The organism is Bacillus mesophilus (assembly GCF_011008845.1).
Taxonomy (GTDB): Bacteria; Bacillota; Bacilli; order Bacillales; family SA4; genus Bacillus_BS; species Bacillus_BS mesophilus.
In genome coordinates this window covers 124855-141840 of record NZ_JAAIWM010000002.1, presented here as the reverse complement: position 1 = coordinate 141840, position 16986 = coordinate 124855, and the positions used below count along the sequence as shown (strand labels likewise).

20 protein-coding genes are annotated in these 16986 nt (G+C 36.3%); 15 read left to right on the top strand and 5 right to left on the bottom strand.

Going from position 1 to position 16986, the window contains the following annotated elements; all coding sequences use genetic code 11:
* Positions 1–42 precede the first annotated feature (42 nt).
* Positions 43–939 carry a peptidoglycan DD-metalloendopeptidase family protein gene (locus G4D63_RS22410; protein ID WP_163178736.1) on the top strand — a complete coding sequence of 299 codons (897 nt, stop codon included), beginning with the start codon at positions 43–45 and terminating at the stop codon, positions 937–939.
* A 517-nt stretch (positions 940–1456) separates the two neighbouring features.
* On the opposite strand, the gene G4D63_RS05955 is transcribed toward G4D63_RS22410, so the two are convergent.
* Positions 1457–1705: a ferredoxin gene (locus G4D63_RS05955; RefSeq protein ID WP_163178735.1), complete on the bottom strand. Its 249-nt coding sequence runs from the start codon at positions 1703–1705 to the stop codon at positions 1457–1459.
* A gap of 291 nt (positions 1706–1996) precedes the next feature.
* Between G4D63_RS05955 and G4D63_RS05950 the strand changes: the two genes are divergently transcribed.
* The 7 genes from G4D63_RS05950 (at position 1997) to G4D63_RS05925 (ending at position 8166) form a co-directional block, all read left to right on the top strand.
* Positions 1997–3061, top strand: coding sequence for a YpbB family protein (locus tag G4D63_RS05950; RefSeq protein WP_163178734.1), 1065 nt, complete (start codon positions 1997–1999; stop codon positions 3059–3061).
* The gene (locus tag G4D63_RS05945) at positions 3036–4541 is read left to right on the top strand and encodes a RecQ family ATP-dependent DNA helicase (protein ID WP_163178733.1); all 1506 of its coding nucleotides are present in this window, start codon (positions 3036–3038) and stop codon (positions 4539–4541) included. Before G4D63_RS05950 ends, G4D63_RS05945 begins: the two co-directional genes overlap by 26 nt.
* 11 nt (positions 4542–4552) lie before the next feature.
* Positions 4553–5137, top strand: a complete 585-nt coding sequence (locus G4D63_RS05940) for a CPBP family intramembrane glutamic endopeptidase (protein WP_163179447.1) — start codon at positions 4553–4555, stop codon at positions 5135–5137.
* Positions 5138–5141: 4 nt separating this feature from the next.
* A complete protein-coding gene (locus G4D63_RS05935; protein WP_163178732.1) occupies positions 5142–5762 on the top strand; it encodes a LysM peptidoglycan-binding domain-containing protein in 621 nt (206 codons plus the stop codon).
* A gap of 282 nt (positions 5763–6044) precedes the next feature.
* Positions 6045–7364 (top strand): hemolysin family protein, encoded by a 1320-nt coding sequence (locus G4D63_RS05930; protein ID WP_163178731.1) that lies wholly within the window; start codon positions 6045–6047, stop codon positions 7362–7364.
* Between the two features lie 53 nt (positions 7365–7417).
* A complete protein-coding gene (locus G4D63_RS22260; RefSeq protein WP_338023915.1) occupies positions 7418–7636 on the top strand; it encodes a hypothetical protein in 219 nt (72 codons plus the stop codon).
* Positions 7637–7707: 71 nt separating this feature from the next.
* Positions 7708–8166, top strand: coding sequence for a DUF2663 family protein (locus tag G4D63_RS05925; RefSeq protein WP_163178730.1), 459 nt, complete (start codon positions 7708–7710; stop codon positions 8164–8166).
* Positions 8167–8196: 30 nt separating this feature from the next.
* Here G4D63_RS05925 and cotJC read toward each other — a convergent pair whose 3' ends face one another.
* From cotJC to G4D63_RS05910, 3 genes are read right to left on the bottom strand one after another with little or no spacing between them, the layout of a single operon-like run.
* A complete protein-coding gene (gene cotJC, locus G4D63_RS05920; RefSeq protein ID WP_163178729.1) occupies positions 8197–8766 on the bottom strand; it encodes a spore coat protein CotJC in 570 nt (189 codons plus the stop codon).
* Between the two features lie 25 nt (positions 8767–8791).
* Positions 8792–9052 carry a spore coat protein CotJB gene (locus tag G4D63_RS05915; RefSeq protein WP_163178728.1) on the bottom strand — a complete coding sequence of 87 codons (261 nt, stop codon included), beginning with the start codon at positions 9050–9052 and terminating at the stop codon, positions 8792–8794.
* Positions 9053–9280 (bottom strand): spore coat associated protein CotJA, encoded by a 228-nt coding sequence (locus G4D63_RS05910; RefSeq protein WP_163178727.1) that lies wholly within the window; start codon positions 9278–9280, stop codon positions 9053–9055. It lies immediately after the preceding gene.
* A 235-nt stretch (positions 9281–9515) separates the two neighbouring features.
* On the opposite strand from G4D63_RS05910, the gene G4D63_RS05905 reads away from it, so the two are divergent.
* The 7 genes from G4D63_RS05905 (at position 9516) to G4D63_RS05875 (ending at position 15806) form a co-directional block, all read left to right on the top strand.
* Positions 9516–10148 (top strand): CBS domain-containing protein, encoded by a 633-nt coding sequence (locus G4D63_RS05905; RefSeq protein WP_163178726.1) that lies wholly within the window; start codon positions 9516–9518, stop codon positions 10146–10148.
* Between the two features lie 61 nt (positions 10149–10209).
* Complete coding sequence (locus G4D63_RS05900) at positions 10210–10611, top strand: hypothetical protein (protein ID WP_163178725.1); 402 nt, start codon at positions 10210–10212, stop codon at positions 10609–10611.
* Between the two features lie 78 nt (positions 10612–10689).
* Complete coding sequence (locus G4D63_RS05895) at positions 10690–11391, top strand: metallophosphoesterase (RefSeq protein ID WP_239585911.1); 702 nt, start codon at positions 10690–10692, stop codon at positions 11389–11391.
* Between the two features lie 101 nt (positions 11392–11492).
* Positions 11493–12401, top strand: a complete 909-nt coding sequence (locus G4D63_RS05890) for a MerR family transcriptional regulator (protein WP_163178723.1) — start codon at positions 11493–11495, stop codon at positions 12399–12401.
* 121 nt (positions 12402–12522) lie between these two features.
* Entirely contained in the window at positions 12523–13110 is a 588-nt protein-coding gene (locus G4D63_RS05885) for a genetic competence negative regulator (RefSeq protein WP_163178721.1), read from the top strand.
* A 244-nt stretch (positions 13111–13354) separates the two neighbouring features.
* Complete coding sequence (locus G4D63_RS05880; RefSeq protein WP_163178719.1) at positions 13355–14632, top strand: Glu/Leu/Phe/Val family dehydrogenase; 1278 nt, start codon at positions 13355–13357, stop codon at positions 14630–14632.
* A gap of 187 nt (positions 14633–14819) precedes the next feature.
* Complete coding sequence (locus G4D63_RS05875) at positions 14820–15806, top strand: YpdA family putative bacillithiol disulfide reductase (RefSeq protein ID WP_163179445.1); 987 nt, start codon at positions 14820–14822, stop codon at positions 15804–15806.
* Positions 15807–15888: 82 nt separating this feature from the next.
* On the opposite strand, the gene G4D63_RS05870 is transcribed toward G4D63_RS05875, so the two are convergent.
* Complete coding sequence (locus G4D63_RS05870) at positions 15889–16860, bottom strand: asparaginase (protein ID WP_163178717.1); 972 nt, start codon at positions 16858–16860, stop codon at positions 15889–15891.
* Between the last annotated feature and the right edge of the window lie 126 nt (positions 16861–16986).

Genomic DNA, 16986 nt, shown 5'->3' with positions numbered 1-16986 from the left:
TGGATTTAGTGGACAGCAGAAGCTTAGAGGAGGACAAGGAGTATGTTGGATTTATCAAGGCGTCTTTTAATTGTATTAATCATGGGATTTTGTATTGCTTGCATGTTTTTAAGTGTTAAAACAGTGAAGGCAGAAGAACAATCCCCTATTATATTAGCTGAAACGATTGACTGGGTGTGGCCTGTATATGGAGAACTTACGGACCATTTTGGGACAAGGGGTGGCCACCACCATGGAATAGATATTGCTGCACCAACTGGGACAGATACATTTTCTGTTGAAGACGGAACGGTTACAAAATCGTATTACTCATCTTCATATGGTCACGTTGTGTTTATTAAGCATCCCGAAGGCTTTGAAACCGTGTATGCTCATTTAAGCGAGAGACTAGTTGAAGAAGGTCAAGAGATTAAAAAAGGTGATGTAATTGGAAAAGTCGGTAATACGGGTAGATCAAGAGGTGCACACTTACATTTTGAAGTACATATGGGTGATTGGAATGTAGAAAAAACCAACTCCATTAATCCGCTTCATGCTCTAGATGTATCGGTATTAATTGACGGTAAGGTAAGCCAGGCTATGGCGGAAAAGAAGCAGGCTGAAAAAATGGCAGTATTAAGCAATGCTTTACCAGATCAACCGGCAGATCAATGGAATATCTCTGAAAAAGAAGCTGAACAATTACTTTCTACATCCGTAATCGTATCATCAAAAGACTATAGTGAAGATGTGTTAGAAATACAAGGAAAGCAACCTAATCAGGAAGAAGTAAAAGCTTCTAAAAAAATGGATAACATTGTAGTTGAGGTAACTAAAGGAATGACTTTGTGGGGGCTATCCGAGAAATATGATGTTTCTGTGAAGTCTATTAAGGAATGGAATAAGCTTTCGTCTGATACCATTGTGATCGGGCAGGAGTTATCCATCATTCAAGAGTAATGGTAGGTGGGACTCTGTCTTTAGGTTACCAGAAGACAGAGCTTCTCAACCTCACAATTGTTTGTATTGAAAGGACTCTTTTACTAGGAGTCTTTGTATTATTGACAGTTAGGCCTATTTATTGGATTTCTAGGGAAAAGTACCCTTTATTTTCTGCTGGTTTATGCTTATTGCGTGAGGATGTAAATAATCGTTTGAGCTAGCCGGAGATTTGTATCCAAGTTAGGGAAAATTGCGTGACTCTGGCTAGAATTGCGTAAAAATTACCAACAATTGCGTAAATAACTTTTGGTACAGTATTGTGTCCAAATTAAGAACATTTTTTAATCCTGGCAGAGAATTCCATGCAAATCACCAAGATACTCTAAATGGCTACTACACATATGTTCCTCAAACTTTAAACACAAATAGGACACTGTCTTAATCCAAGAGCCAGTGTCTTTTATCATTTCATAAATAAAAAACCTCTGGATCACAGAGGTTTTTTACATGAATTAGAGAATATATTCTCTAGATACTATTCGAACTTTAAAGCGTCTCCATCAAATGGCTCGTCTGCCACTTTGATTGAGTCTGTAGGACAGCCTTCGAACGCATCCATCATATCTTCTTCTAATACTTCTGGAATTTCAACGATACCAGCGTTGTCATCAAGTGTTACGAATGCAATACCTTCATCATCATAATCATAGATATCAGGTGCTGCTGCACCACATGCACCACATGCAATACAAGTTTCTTTGTCAACGATTGTATACTTTGCCATTTTTAAAACCCTCCTGAATGAAAATTACACATAAATAGTTTATGCAAGAATACCGCTTTTTGGTGATAACACCTATTTACCACATCATTACTGTAACAGTGTAAAGTGGAAACGAATTCCTCATACATATTGTAAAACTGTTTGGCCAACTTTTCAACAAGAAAGTCATTGAGAATGCTTATCACACAAGGTTTCACAATATATTAATACCCTTTCCTAGAAAATATAAACTAACCCATTTTCCTTGAAAATTTGCTAAAATAAAAAGAAGAATAAGAAAAGGATACGATTATGAACTATATCTTATTATTGACCCTTTATGGATTAGAAAAAATTAATGGAGAGCGAACAGTTTATTCGATCTACCATTTGTATAAAGGAAAACGCTCTTCCCAGACAATTCAGGATGCCAAGCTTTTTCAGCTTGAACCTCTGTTTGGCCTTTTGCCTGACCTCACAAGAGAAGGTATGGAGCGATCAGTTCAACAGTTAATAGAAAAGGGAATGGTCAGTTCAGTTGGAGAAGGAGCTTATACTGTCAATAATACTGGAAGAAATCAGCTTTCCTCTTTCTCAATACCAAAATCCTTGAATGGTTGGGCATATTCCAGCATAACAGCTGTTTTTTGGGAACGCTTGTCGTTAACTATTCAGTGCTTGTCTTATCTTATTCATCATGAAACTCGTTTTATACCAATAAGTCGAGATCAAAACACGATGCAGTGGGTAAAATCCTTCTTAAAAAATCAACCTGGTTTGCGAGAAGTTGTTGCGAAAGATCTACATGACGAGTTATTTTCAGTTTTATCTAATTTAGATGAATTGCAATCCACGATATTCGTTTATAAGCTAACAAGTTTGAGGCGGATTGGATACACGAATACACAAATTGCTGAACTACTTGAAACGGATTCGCTAAAAGTTTCTATTTCATTTCAAGCTACAGTTCATTATTTGTTAGATAGGTTAGAACAGTATCCTGATCAATACCCATTATTAAGCAGGCTTGCAATGGTTAGCAACAAGCCAACGACCTTAACTCAATCTACATCGAGAACAATGGAGCTTCTCCAGCAAGGACGAACAATTGAAGAGATTGCAGCAATGCGTCAATTAAAGAAAAATACAATTGAAGATCATATAGTTGAAATTGCCTTAACGAATCCCTCTTTTGATATCTCAACGTTTATTAACCCGAAGGATATCAGTATTATTTCAGAGTGTATAAAGAACTCAGGAACAAACCAGTTAAAATTGATCAGGAAACAGTTACCAATAGAAGCAAGTTACTTTGAAATTCGATTGGTGTTAGCCAAACTAGGTGGTGCTCATGGAAATTCAAGCCGTATTACGTGATACATTCGGATATAGCTCTTTTCGAAAAGGGCAGAAAGAAATAATAGAAGACGTAATTTCCGGAAAAAATGTAGTAGCAATGTTACCAACAGGTGCAGGTAAATCCATCTGCTACTTACTACCAGGATATATATTAGAAGGGGCTGTAGTGATCGTATCACCTCTGTTATCGCTCATGGAAGATCAAATACAGCAGCTTCAGATGCTCGGTGAAAAAAGAGCGGTTGCCATTAACAGCTTTTTATCTTTTGAAGAGAAAAGAAAAACCATTGAAAGGCTTTCAGTTTATAAGTTTATCTTCGTTTCCCCAGAGATGCTTCAAAATTCCTACTTTATAAAAAGGCTACAGAGTATTCATATCTCTCTGTTTGTCGTGGATGAGGCTCATTGCATTTCTCAGTGGGGACATGAATTTAGAACGGATTATCTAAAATTAAGTGGAGTGATCGAAGACCTAGGAAATCCTCCGTGTCTAGCTTTAACGGCTACTGCGACAAAAAATGTATTGCATGATATGGTACGTATTTTGAAGCTGAAAGAAGTTTCTTATCATCTACACTCTATCGATCGGCCAAACATTTCAATAAATGTTGAAAAGGTTGCAAATATTGACGATAAGAAAAGAAAGCTCCTACAATGGGTACAACAGCTTCAAGGGCCTGGGATGATCTATTTTTCAAGCCGTTGGTGGGCGGAGAATATTTCAAACCTCCTTAAGGATGCTGGAATCAAAGGGGTTGCCTTTTATCACGGAGGAATGGATAACGAACAAAGATTGCTCATTCAGCAACAGTTTTTATCTGATCAAATACAAATCATATGCTGTACAAACGCTTTTGGGATGGGGGTTAATAAACCAAACGTAAGGTATGTCATCCATTTTCACCATCCTACAACCATTGAGGCTTATCTTCAGGAAATCGGACGAGCAGGTAGAGATGGGAATAATAGCATTGCAATCCTTCTACATTCCCCAACTGACCAAGAATTGCCAGAAGCACTGATTCAACAAGAATTCCCTTCTTTGGATGAACTAAAGCATATTATTGAACTTCTAAAAGGGACTTGTGCATTAAATAAGCCTATTAATGAATCTTCACTGCTATCCTTTACGACACTTAATGAAACAGCGTGGAGATTTATAAAATATCAGCTTGAACTTGGCGGTTTTCTGAAGGAAGACATTTTAATCCAAGACATAGAGCCGGGTATGATTATTAAAAATATAACCACGTTGATACAAGATCGGTTAATTTATAAAAAACATAAACTAAAAGAAATGAACAGTTGGATTCATTCCCCTAACTGTAGAAGAGAAGAGTACCTGTGGATTTTTGATGAAAGACTTAACAATAAGGTTCCGCAGTGCTGTGATCTATGTCAGGTGGATTATCAAATGTATGAAAAGAAGGACGAACTAGTAAGTGAAACTGGATTAAAAGGATGGCAACAAGAACTTCAATCAATCCTAATAAAGTGAGTGTTGTTTACATGAAAAATCAATCTGACGTGATCGAGCATATGACCGATCGCGAGGTACTAACACATCTCTATATAACACAGTTGTTCTTATTAGCCATAGCATCAGTCATTGGTTTCTTTCTCTTCGATTTAGAGCAATTTAAGTCTATATGGCAGCTAGATATTTTGGAGATTCTATTGTACGGTGGAGTAGCCGGCATAGGCGTTGTTCTGATAGACCTATGGTTGATGAAGATAGTCCCAGCACATCATTTCGATGATGGGGGAATCAACAACCGTGTGTTTCAAAAGCGGTCATACCTCCATATTTTTGTCCTATGCTGGATTATTGCAATTGCAGAGGAATGGTTATTTAGAGGTGTTATCCAAACTCATTTTGGTTTTGTTGTAGCTAGTGTGTTATTTGCATTTTTACATGTTCGTTACCTAAAGAAATGGGTGTTATTTCTAATCGTCATCTCACTTAGTTTTTTGTTAGGATATTTATACGAAATAACAGAAAACCTGTTTGTAACGATTTTTGCTCACTTTTTAATAGATTTTATATTTGGCGTTAAGATAAGAATAGATTATCTTAAAGAGAACGAGGGGTGAAACAATGTCTGATTCTAATGATCATCGTGACCAAGCACAAGATCTGAGAGAACGTATGAATAAAAAAGAACAGGACTCATCTAAATCATTAGATGCGCTTTCACTGCCACCTCGAAGTAAGGTACACCAAGCAAAGGATAAAGAGAAGAAACCTAAATTTAAATTTAGATTTCCACTACTTCGATTTCTAACGTTTGTATTTGTCCTATTACCTATTGCAATATTGGGATATACCTTTCATCAGCAAAATGAGTTACCTGCAATCAATGAACTTTCGAAGGATGATCCTTCACATAGCGAGAAGATTTCTATAGCGACAAAACTGGAAAATAGGGAAGTCGAGATTGAAAACAAAGAACTGACTGGTAGTGAAGAAGAGGCTGATCGTGAGGATGTTGGGAGCGCTGAGGAAGAGACAACAGATACATCTACAGAAAAAGCAACAACAGAGGATTACAATATCATTTATCACGAGGTAAAAGAAGGGGAGACTTTGTATTCTATCTCTCAGTATTACTATAAAAGCCGTTTAGGTGAAGAATTGATTAAAGAGTGGAATAAGCTGAGTGATAACAAAGTTGAGAATGGTAAAATTCTGCAGATCCCCCTAAAGTCTTCTAAATAAATCATTGCTCGGCCAACTAATATGAGTTTTACACATCTAATGAAAGCTTTTAGGTGTGTTTTTTTGTGTTTTTTTATAAGAAAGCACGATTGGTGTTGCTAGAACTTAAAAATGAACGAGCCGGATATCCAGATATCATTAATTCAGTAAATTTAACTTAAAATGAAGCGAATTGACTACTGAGAGAGTTTGAGTAGACTAGCTGTTTTTATATATAGTAGAATCAGTCAGTCGGAAACTGAAAAGAAATTGAACCGTAACCATTTTGGAGGTCTATTTAAATTGGAAATAGAGATTATTATACTTTTAATACTTATTGTATTAAATGCTTTTTTTGCTGCATCAGAGATTGCCTTAATATCCTTAAATGATAACAAGGTTAAATTGATGGCAGACAAAGGTGACAGAAAGTCGATTATGCTTTACCAGTTATTATCGGAACCTAGTCGATTTTTAGCCACGATTCAAATTGGAATTACTCTGGCAGGATTCTTAGCTAGTGCATTCGCTGCTGAAAGCTTTGCCGGAAGATTTACACAGTGGCTAATTGTATTAGGAGTTCCCGGTTCGCCACGTGTTTTAGAAGCAGCTTCAGTCATTATTATTACATTAATTCTTTCTTATTTTACATTAGTTTTTGGTGAACTTGTTCCTAAGAGGTTAGCACTACAAAAAGCTGAATCAATCTCTATGTTTGCAGTAGTCCCACTTACTCTTTTATCTAAAATTTCTTCTCCGTTTGTAAAATTATTAACGTTTTCTACAAACAGTGTTGTTAGGCTGTTTGGTGTAGATCCAAGCGCTGACGATGAGAATGTAACAGAAGAAGAAATTAGAATGATGATTGATGTAGGGAAAGAAAAGGGAACTATTCAAGAAAATGAAAAAATAATGATCAATAATATATTTGAATTTGATGACAAACAGGTATCTGACATTATGACTCACCGTACAAATATAGTAGCTATTCCTGCTCATTTTAGTCTAAAAGAGACCATTGATTTAGTGAATCTTGAAAGGTATACGAGATTCCCAGTTTACCAAGACAGTCTAGATCACATCATTGGAATCTTACATGTGAAGGACCTTTTACAGTTTGCTAACAAAGATCATCAAGCATTTAATCTTTTAGAGTTAATCAGAGAACCCTATTATGTTCCAGATTCTAAAGGTATTGATGAGCTATTTAAAGAAATGCAAAAGCATAATACACATCTTGCGATTGCAATCGACGAGTATGGTGGAACAGACGGTTTAGTTACGATTGAGGACGTCCTAGAAGAGATTGTAGGGAATATCTTCGATGAGTATGATGAACCAGAATTAGAAACCGAAAAAATAAAAGTCATAGATGAAAACACTTATTTAATAGATGGTACTACCCATTTAGATGATGTAACAGAAGCCTTAAAATTGGATCTGCCGATAGAAGATTATGACACACTAAGTGGTTTTGTACTTGGCGAACTAGGCTATATTCCAAACAGTGACGAGCGTCCGGTTACAGAATATAACAATGTCCTATTTGCTGTTGAGGAAATGGACGAAAAGAGAATTACACAAATCAGAGTGTCAGTTAGAGAAACTGAGCTTCAAATGTAAATTAAAGCAACGTCATGAGACGTTGCTTTTTAATTTATCTGTATAATAATTGAATTGATTTTTTTAGCAGTGATCGTAGTGGAAGAACGAGAGACTCCTGCGGGAAAAGCGGTTTAGGGGAGACCCCACAGGAGCGAATGCGACGAGGAGGCTCACCAACCGCCCGCGGAAAGCGAGTGTTCTGGAACGAAGATCTCCTTGGTTTCTTGGTAGCCGTTTATCTCATTCAGGATTCCTCTTTAAAAAAATATATAAAACTACAATCCAACTAAGCATACTTCCTTCTAAGTTACATTCTTGTTGAATATACATAAGACAAGTATTACAAAAAGGAGAGAGTGAATTGGAAAAATTCATTGAAGAGTTTGGTAGTCATACAGACGAGCCCACCAAAGTTATGCTACAGAACGTTTATAAGCATAAAGTTAAATTTGATTCTTATAAAAAGAAACTAATTATTTGTACGTGGTGTTCATTACTGTGCTTTTTACTGATGTTTTTTTATATAAATAATTTTATATTGGAACCTTATGGCTCCAATGCAGATCAAATGTTTGCGATGATTGTATCAAATCTTTTTCTATACGTACTCATCGGTGCTTTAATTTTTCTTGGTGGACTAGGCTCCTATCTTAAAAAAAAGAAAGATAAGCATGAGAAAGAATTTCAAGATCTTAGAAAAGAAATAGTACAGAAGAGTCCTATTCAATGGAGATACCCATTCGATTGGGAGAAAAGAAATGAAGTATTTGCTAAAATGAAGGAAGAAAAGGATATTAATTTATATCATGAAAATAAATAGCTGAATTGAAGAATCAATTCAGCTACCAGGTTAAAAGAACTGTTTTTTATCACGTTCGTCTTTTAATATTTCAACAGCTTCTCTAAAACGCTGAGAATGTACAATCTCACGTTCACGAAGGAAACGTAATGAATCGTTTAAGTCCGGATCATCACTCATGTTGATAATCCATTGATAAGTAGCTCGGGCTTTTTCTTCTGCAGCAATATCCTCGTATAGATCAGCAATAGGATCACCTTTTGCTTGAATATATTCAGCAGTAAAAGGGTTACCTGCAGCATTATGATAAAACAAAGCACTATCATGATTTACATAATGCGGTGCTAAGCCTGCTGCCTTCATTTGTTCAGGCGTGGCATCCTTTGTTAATTTGTAGATCATGGTCGCAATCATTTCTAGATGGGCAAATTCCTCTGTACCAATATCTGTTAGTAACCCAATCACCTTATCGGGAATCGTATATCTTTGATTGAGATATCGAAGTGCAGCTGCTAACTCTCCGTCAGCTCCTCCATATTGCTCAATTAAAAACTTTGCAAGGGTCGGATTACAAGTACTGACTTTAACCGGGTACTGCAGCTTCTTCTCATAAATCCACATGTAGGTTAATCCCTCCTATATATGTTTAAACCTGCCATGGCCATGGTGCGTCATCCCAGTTCCAGGGATATCCCGAATAGCTGTTTCCATATTGCTGTAAAGGTCCAAATTTTGATTCAATTTGCTTTTTTAACAATCCTCTCTGCTGAGCGAACTGATTATATTGCTGAATTGCATCATAATCATGTGGATGTGTGTCTAAATAGAGTGTTAATTCAACGAGAACAAAATCAACAGCTTGTAGTTCCTCTAATAAAGCATAATATTCAGGTGGGAGTTGCTTCATTTACCTCTCCTCCCTTAATGGCTTTTCATATGGATTATAGTAAGGATCGTAAAAAACGGGCCATAAGGTCCCACTACATAAGGCTTCTTTTGGAGAAAACTGTGGAAGTCCATAAGGCTGAAAACCGAGATATAAATTCGGTGGAGTTGGATAAGACTTTACGGGAATGGGTGGACATGGATCAAAAGGACTGGCATATGGATAATAATTTTTTCTTAACGTGTACACAAGACACCCTCCTATCTCATCGTGTTAGTTCTTGATGAATTTTAAGTAAAAAAATCATTCTTCATAAAAAGCTATGATTAATTTTTTAGAAAAATGTCTTTTATGGAAAGGGTTTTTTTGTAACTATGTTGAATATAATTGGAGGGAATAAACATTATCGTAAAAAAAGGAATGAAGGTTACGGGGAAATTATTACAGGGATATAGACTGGTATAGTAAAGGGGTGTCTTTGGACATGTTTGTTAAAAGCATTATGATTGCGAAGGAAAAAAGTTTTACGGTTGACTATAACGCTTCACTTAAAGAGACGTTAAAAAAACTCGAGGATTTCTCCATTGATGGAGTTCCTGTTCTTAAAGACGGAAAATACGTTGGGATGGTAACAAGGTACCATGTTTATGAGTGCTTTTTTGAAGCACCACAGGACAAGGAAACCTATTTAGCTAATACTACAGCAGGAGAGATTGCAACTCGCAAGGATTTTTATTTACAAGGCGAAGAGATTTTTGAAAAGACATTAGTCTTATTAAAAGATATGCCAATTATTGCGGTGGTTGATGAAGACCTAAAATATTTAGGAGTTGTGACACGCTATGATGTGTTAGAGCAATTCCAAAGCGCATTCGGTATGCATCGTAAAGGTGTAAGAATTGCTTTTTCTTCAGTTGAAACGGAAGGAAGAATTGCACGTTTAGCTGAAATTGCAAAGGTTTACCATGAAAACATTATTTCTTTATCAACCTTTGACGAAACAGATAAGTTGGTAAGAAGAATCGTCATGAAGGTTGAGAAAAATGATAACATCGACAAATTTGTGAAAAAACTCGAAAGTGTAGGCTTTAGAGTGTTGGATATTACCGAAGATTAATAAAATTGAAAATCATGAACACCCTCTTAACCTCATACACGTAAGGTAAGGGGGTTTTTATATGTTAGCTACATTCTTTTGTTTGTTTATAGGAATCATCGGGGGATTGGTTTCTGCTAGCTCTATACCATCCTTACAGTCTGGTGACTTCGGACAATTTCTTTCTACTATCATTCTAGACCCTTTCTCATTTTTAATTGGAATGTTTTTCTTTTTTATAGGATTTCTCGCAAATGCAAAGCTGCTGAGGGATAGTATAGAATTAACGTATGCATATTTTAAAAGAGTAAGAATCTTTCCTTTTCAAATTCTTAGCTCTTACTTCGTGATCTTTAGCTTTATATTCGTGTTTATACTGAATCCAATAGTTGGCCTTGGATTTTTATTTTTTTCGTGCATGTATGGTATGATTTCATTAAAATTAAATCGGTATATACCATATGTACAAAGAATGGAGTTGTAGGGCTTGTTTTTATTCTTCTTAGTAGTTAGCGTCCTACTATTAGTTTTATTATTAGTTTATATGTATAGGGAGGCTCATTTGAATGTAATACATTCTGTTTCACTTACTTTCGATGAGTTCCCTGAATCATTAGGTCGTGTAGCTATTTATTTTATTTCAGATATACATAGAAGGACCATCTCCAAAAATATGTTATCTTCCTTAAAAGGAAAGGTAGATCTCGTTATTATTGGAGGAGATTTAACTGAAAAAGGTGTGCCTTTTTCAAGGGTAGAGGAAAATATTAGGGTGTTAAGAGAACTTGGTCCTACTTATTTTGTTTGGGGAAACAATGACTATGAAGTAGATTACCATGAACTTGACTCCCTGCTACTTAGCAACGGGGTGAAAATTTTAGATAATACAGCAGTATCATTTGAATCCGCAAAGGGAGAAAAATTGAGTCTTCTTGGTGTTGATGACTATGGTACAAAAAGGTCCCGCCTTGATCTAGCTTTGATGGATTCGGAGCCTAACAGCTTCAAGATCCTAGTAAGTCATAATCCAGATATCATTCATGAAGTTAAAGAAGATCATCAAATTCAACTCATCATAAGTGGTCATACTCACGGAGGACAGATTAGACTAGGTAAATGGGGTATGCATAGTAAAGGTGGACTGAAAAGCACTAAAAATATAAAAATTTTTGTCAGTAATGGTTATGGTACAACCTTTATTCCATTGCGAATGGGAGCTTCAGCTGAAACACATCTTCTTATGATCTCAAATAAGAATAGCTAAATCCTGCAACAAAACTTGTACAAAGTGATTGTACAAAGTTTAAACAAGTGGTAATGTTGGCTATAATTCTAATGGATATAAAGTCATATGGAGGATGTTAGATGGTTTTACCTGAAGGGAAATATAATATAAAAGCAGTCTCCCAAATGCTTGGCGTACAGGCAGGTACTCTAAGAGCTTGGGAGAGAAGATATCGAATTATTGCACCCGTTCGTAATGAAGCAGGACATCGCCTTTATACAGAGGAACATGTAAAGATTTTGAAGTGGTTAATTCAAAAAGTAAATAAAGGCTTCACTATTAGCCAGGCGATAAACTTGTTAGAAAATAGTGGTTTAGTTAATGACACAGGCAGCCAACCGTTGGCTGAAGGAGGGCAAGATCGTGAGCTTGCTGAAAAGCTAGTTAATAGTCTACTTCAGTTTAATGAAAACCAGGCTCACGAATATTTGAATCATGCTTTTAGTTTATATTCAATTGATAAAGTAGCGATTGATATTTTAGGGACTGTGCTTGTACAGGTGGGTGAATTATGGGAAAAAGGTAAAATCACAAGTGCCCATGAACATTTTACCTCATCATTCCTTCGTTCAAGAATTGGGCATATTATGTATACCCTACCTACAAACTCATATTTACCAAAGGTGCTTGCGGTATGTGGTCCCAATGAGTCGCATGAGCTAGGTCTCCTAATTTTCACTCTATATATACGGAAACAAGGCTTTGAAGTTATTTATTTAGGGTCAAGCATTGAAAATGATGACTTTGATGTTGTTATTGAACAAATAAAGCCGAAATTTTTATTCTTATCCTGTACGATGATTTATAACCTGGTTGAAACTCTAAGTTTAGTGGATCGGTTAAAAGCCGATTATAAAGATATAGAGATCGGACTAGGGGGCCATGCAGTTTCTTTCTTAGAATCTGAAAAAAGAGAACAATATGCAGCGCATCTTCTCGGAAGTACGAGAGAGGAGTGGGACTCTTGGTTAGATGCTCGGCTTAAGTAAATTGCTTGTCTTTACTTGAGGCTTGGGTGTAAACTGGAGTGAAAATGTGATGAACCATCTTGCTATCTAATCATATAGTATTAGTGAGGATGTGGGAGTGATGGTAAGGAGGTTACCATAAATGCGCTTAGAACGTTTAACCTATAACAAAATAAAGGTATTTCTCACATTTGATGACCTCCTTGAACGCGGCCTAACAAAGGAAGACTTATGGCATGACGCTCCAAAGGTACAGCAGCTTTTTCGTGATATGATGGATGAGGCAAGTTTAGAGCTTGGTTTTGAAGCTGATGGTCCTATTGCCGTAGAGGTCTTTTCTTTACAAGCACAAGGAATGGTAGTCATTGTGACAAAGGAAACTGCTGATTACGAGGATTCTGATGAATTCTTGGATGAGTATATTGAGATGCAAGTAACACTAGATGAAAGCTATGACATATTTTATGAGTTTAATACGTTTGAAGATGTCCTTTCATTAGCAAAAAGAATGTTTGCTTTAGACATAACAGGTGGATCTTTATATTCCTATCAACAAAAATATTATCTATTATTTGAGGATAATGAATTTGGAGATAAAAATGTAGATAATATGATTGCATTGCTTGCGGAATTTGGAAACCCTGCGACAGTAACAACGTATAGAGTGAACGAATATGGAAAAGAATTAATGAAAGAACAGGCGCTTACACAAATAAATAAATATTTTTAAGATAGAAGCCAGTATAGGAATTTTCCTATACCGGCTCTTCATTTTTAGGAAGCCGGAACCTTGGTGATCATGGATAATATTTATATTAGAAATGTTTTGACACATATATAATGAAATCGTTTACAAAAAAACTTATGTTAAACAACAAAATGTTATTTTTCTTATTTGCATAACCTAAATGAAGGTGTATACTAATTACCGAATGGAGACAATATTTAAGGTAAAATTTTTGGGAGGTTTATAGATGGTAGCCGATAAGAACACAGGACACTCTGAAAGTGATGATAAATTAGATGTCTTAAAATCTACTCAAACTGTTATACATAATGCGTTAGATAAACTAGGATATCCAGAAGAGGTATATGAGCTTCTGAAGGAACCAATTCGACTAATGACAGTTAAAATCCCCGTACGTATGGATGATGGATCTGTTAAAATTTTTACAGGGTACCGAGCACAACATAACGATGCGGTTGGACCAACAAAGGGAGGCATTCGCTTCCATCCAAACGTTACTGAAAAAGAAGTGAAAGCTTTATCTATTTGGATGAGCTTAAAATGTGGAATTGTCGATTTACCTTATGGTGGAGGTAAAGGTGGAATTGTTTGTGATCCACGAGAAATGTCCTTTAGAGAGTTAGAACGTCTAAGTCGTGGTTATGTTCGTGCCATCAGTCAAATCGTTGGACCAACAAAGGACATTCCAGCACCGGATGTATTTACTAATTCTCAAATTATGGCTTGGATGATGGATGAATATAGCCGAATTGATGAATTTAATTCTCCTGGATTTATCACTGGTAAACCATTAGTTTTAGGTGGTTCTCATGGACGTGAATCGGCAACCGCTAAGGGTGTAACGATTTGTATAAGAGAGGCTGCACAAAAGCGTGGTATTCAACTTGAAGGTGCAAGAGTAGTGGTTCAAGGCTTTGGTAATGCAGGAAGCTTTTTAGCTAAGTTTATGCATGATGCGGGTGCAAAGGTGATTGGAATCTCTGATGCATATGGTGGACTTCATGATCCTAAAGGACTAGATATTGACTACTTATTAGACCGCAGAGACAGCTTTGGAACAGTTACAAAGTTATTTAATAACACGATTTCTAATAAAGAGTTACTTGAACTCGATTGTGACATTTTAGTTCCGGCAGCAATAGAAAATCAAATTACCGAAGAAAATGCCCATAATATCCGAGCAAGCATTGTTGTGGAAGCAGCAAATGGTCCAACAACACTTGAAGGAACAAAGATTTTAACCGATCGCGGTATTCTCCTTGTACCTGATGTACTAGCAAGTGCTGGTGGAGTAACCGTTTCTTATTTTGAGTGGGTACAAAACAATCAAGGCTATTATTGGACAGAAGAAGAAGTAGAAGAAAAGCTTGAAAAAGTAATGGTAAAGTCATTTAATAATATTTATGATACGGCGCAATCTCGCCGAGTAGATATGCGTCTGGCAGCTTATATGGTTGGTGTTCGAAAAATGGCTGAAGCATCTAGATTCAGAGGTTGGATCTAATTCATTGCATCTATACCGAAAATCCCCTATCATACTTAATGATATGGGGATTTTTCTTGGTTCATCAGAACTAATTTCGCCTATTTGACGCATAATACTACTTCTCAGGCAATTTGCGTCCATATACTTAGGGTTGCTATGATGTTGGTTCTGTGCCACCCTTGAATACCTAAGGGGGATTTTTATGATTATACAAGAAGATGTAATTATAGTTGGAGGTGGTCCATGTGGGCTATCTGCGGCGATTGCTTTGAAAGAGCAAGGTTACAATCCATTAATAATAGAAAAAGGTAATATTGTTAACGCTATTTACCATTATCCTACTCACCAAACCTTCTTTAGTACAAGTGAGAAACTTGAGATTGGCGAAGTTCCCTTCATTACAGAAAATCGAAAACCAGTCAGAAGTCAAGCATTGGCATATTATAGAAGAGTTGTTTTGAAAAAGGAACTTCGAATTAATACCTACGAGGAAGTTAACAGCATCCAAAAAGAAAATGAGGGTCAATTTTCAGTAAGATCTACTACCAAGGCCGGGGAACATAAAAGCTATCAAGCAAAATACATCGTTATTGCAACCGGATATTATGATCATCCAAACTATTTAAATATACCTGGTGAGAACTTAGGTAAGGTGTTTCATTACTTTAAAGAAGCGCATCCTTATTTCAATAAAGACGTAACAGTAATTGGTGGGAAAAATTCAGCGATTGATGCTGCTCTAGAGTTTGAGAAGGTCGGTGCACGAGTAACTGTGATATATCGAGGCTCTGATTACTCACCAAGTATAAAGCCATGGATTCTTCCAGAGTTTGAGTCATTAGTGAAACATGGTAAAATCGTGATGCATTTTAATGCATCTGTCATAGAGATCACAAATGATTCTGTTATGTATGAGCAAGAAGGCAAGAAGTATACAATAAAAAATGATTTTGTGTTCGCTATGACAGGTTATCACCCAGATCATACATTTCTTAGGAAAATGGGGATTATGATTGATTCAGAATCAGGCCGTCCACAATATAATTCAGAGACAATGGAGACCAATATAAACGGTATATTTATAGCGGGTGTTATTGCGGCTGGAAACAATGCTAATGAAATATTTATCGAAAATGGCCGCTTTCATGGAGGACTAATCGCTAAGTCTATAAAAAACAAATCCCTTAACTAAAAAAAGTTAAGGGATTCTTTGTTTAAAATTTTTTGTTTGAGTTGTTTCTTAGTTTATCGTAGTCAAGCTCCAACTTATTTGTCTATATAAAGAAAATCTCTTGTAGCTCTTTATACTCTTGCGTTTGATTAAGGGCAATCATTAACTTAATTCGTGCCTTTTGACCACTTAGACCATTTGAAAAGATGACTCCTAGTTCCTTGAGTTGACGTCCTCCGCCCTCATAGCTGTATGTATCTTGGACAATCCCGTTAAAGCAGCGGGAGACAAGAACAATCGGAATTTGCTTTTTTAACAGTGCTTTTACCCCTGAAAGTGTTGCAGGTGGTAAGTTTCCTTGTCCAAGTGCCTCAATTATAACACCGTCAATATCCATGTCCTTAAGGACATTTAGTAAGGATGAGTCCATTCCAGCATAAGCCTTTAAAAGTGTAACCTTCTTAGAAATCTCGTTAATATTAAACTGCTCACGGTTGATTGGAACATGATGAAAGGATACGCCACGTTTTGTAACGATTCCAACTGGCCCATATTGAGGACTTTGAAAGGTTGCGATATTACTTGTGTGTGTTTTAGTTACATTTTTAGCAGTATGAACCTCATCATTTAGAACAACGAGCACCCCTTTACCATTTGCTTCGTCACTTGCAGCGACTTTTAATGAAGAGAGAAGATTATAGGGGCCATCTGATCCTACTTCATTACTCGAGCGCATCGCTCCAGTAAGAACAACTGGAATATTGGTAGAGAGTGTTAAATCTAAAAAATAAGCTGTTTCTTCTAAAGTATCCGTTCCGTGAGTAAGGACTACCCCGTCAATATCCTCTTGATTAGCTGCCCGATCAATTCGGTCCCTTAAGATCAGCATCTCCTTAGAGGTAATATGAGGCGAGGGAAGATTAAATACATCCTCCATCTTTATGTTACCAAATTCATGAAGAGAGGCTAGCGAATCATGAAGAGGATGATTTCCAACTTGTCCAACTGAGCCACTAGTTTTATCTTCTTTCATGGCAATTGTACCACCAGTATGTAGTATTAAAATATTCTTCATAACTCCTCCAATAAAATAAAAATGTTCATTCTAAATTAGACTCTATCATGTTACGATAAGATAGTGAAATTAGCTAGGTACAAAAAACAAAAAAATTCGGTTGGTATTAAAATATAATCTTAAATT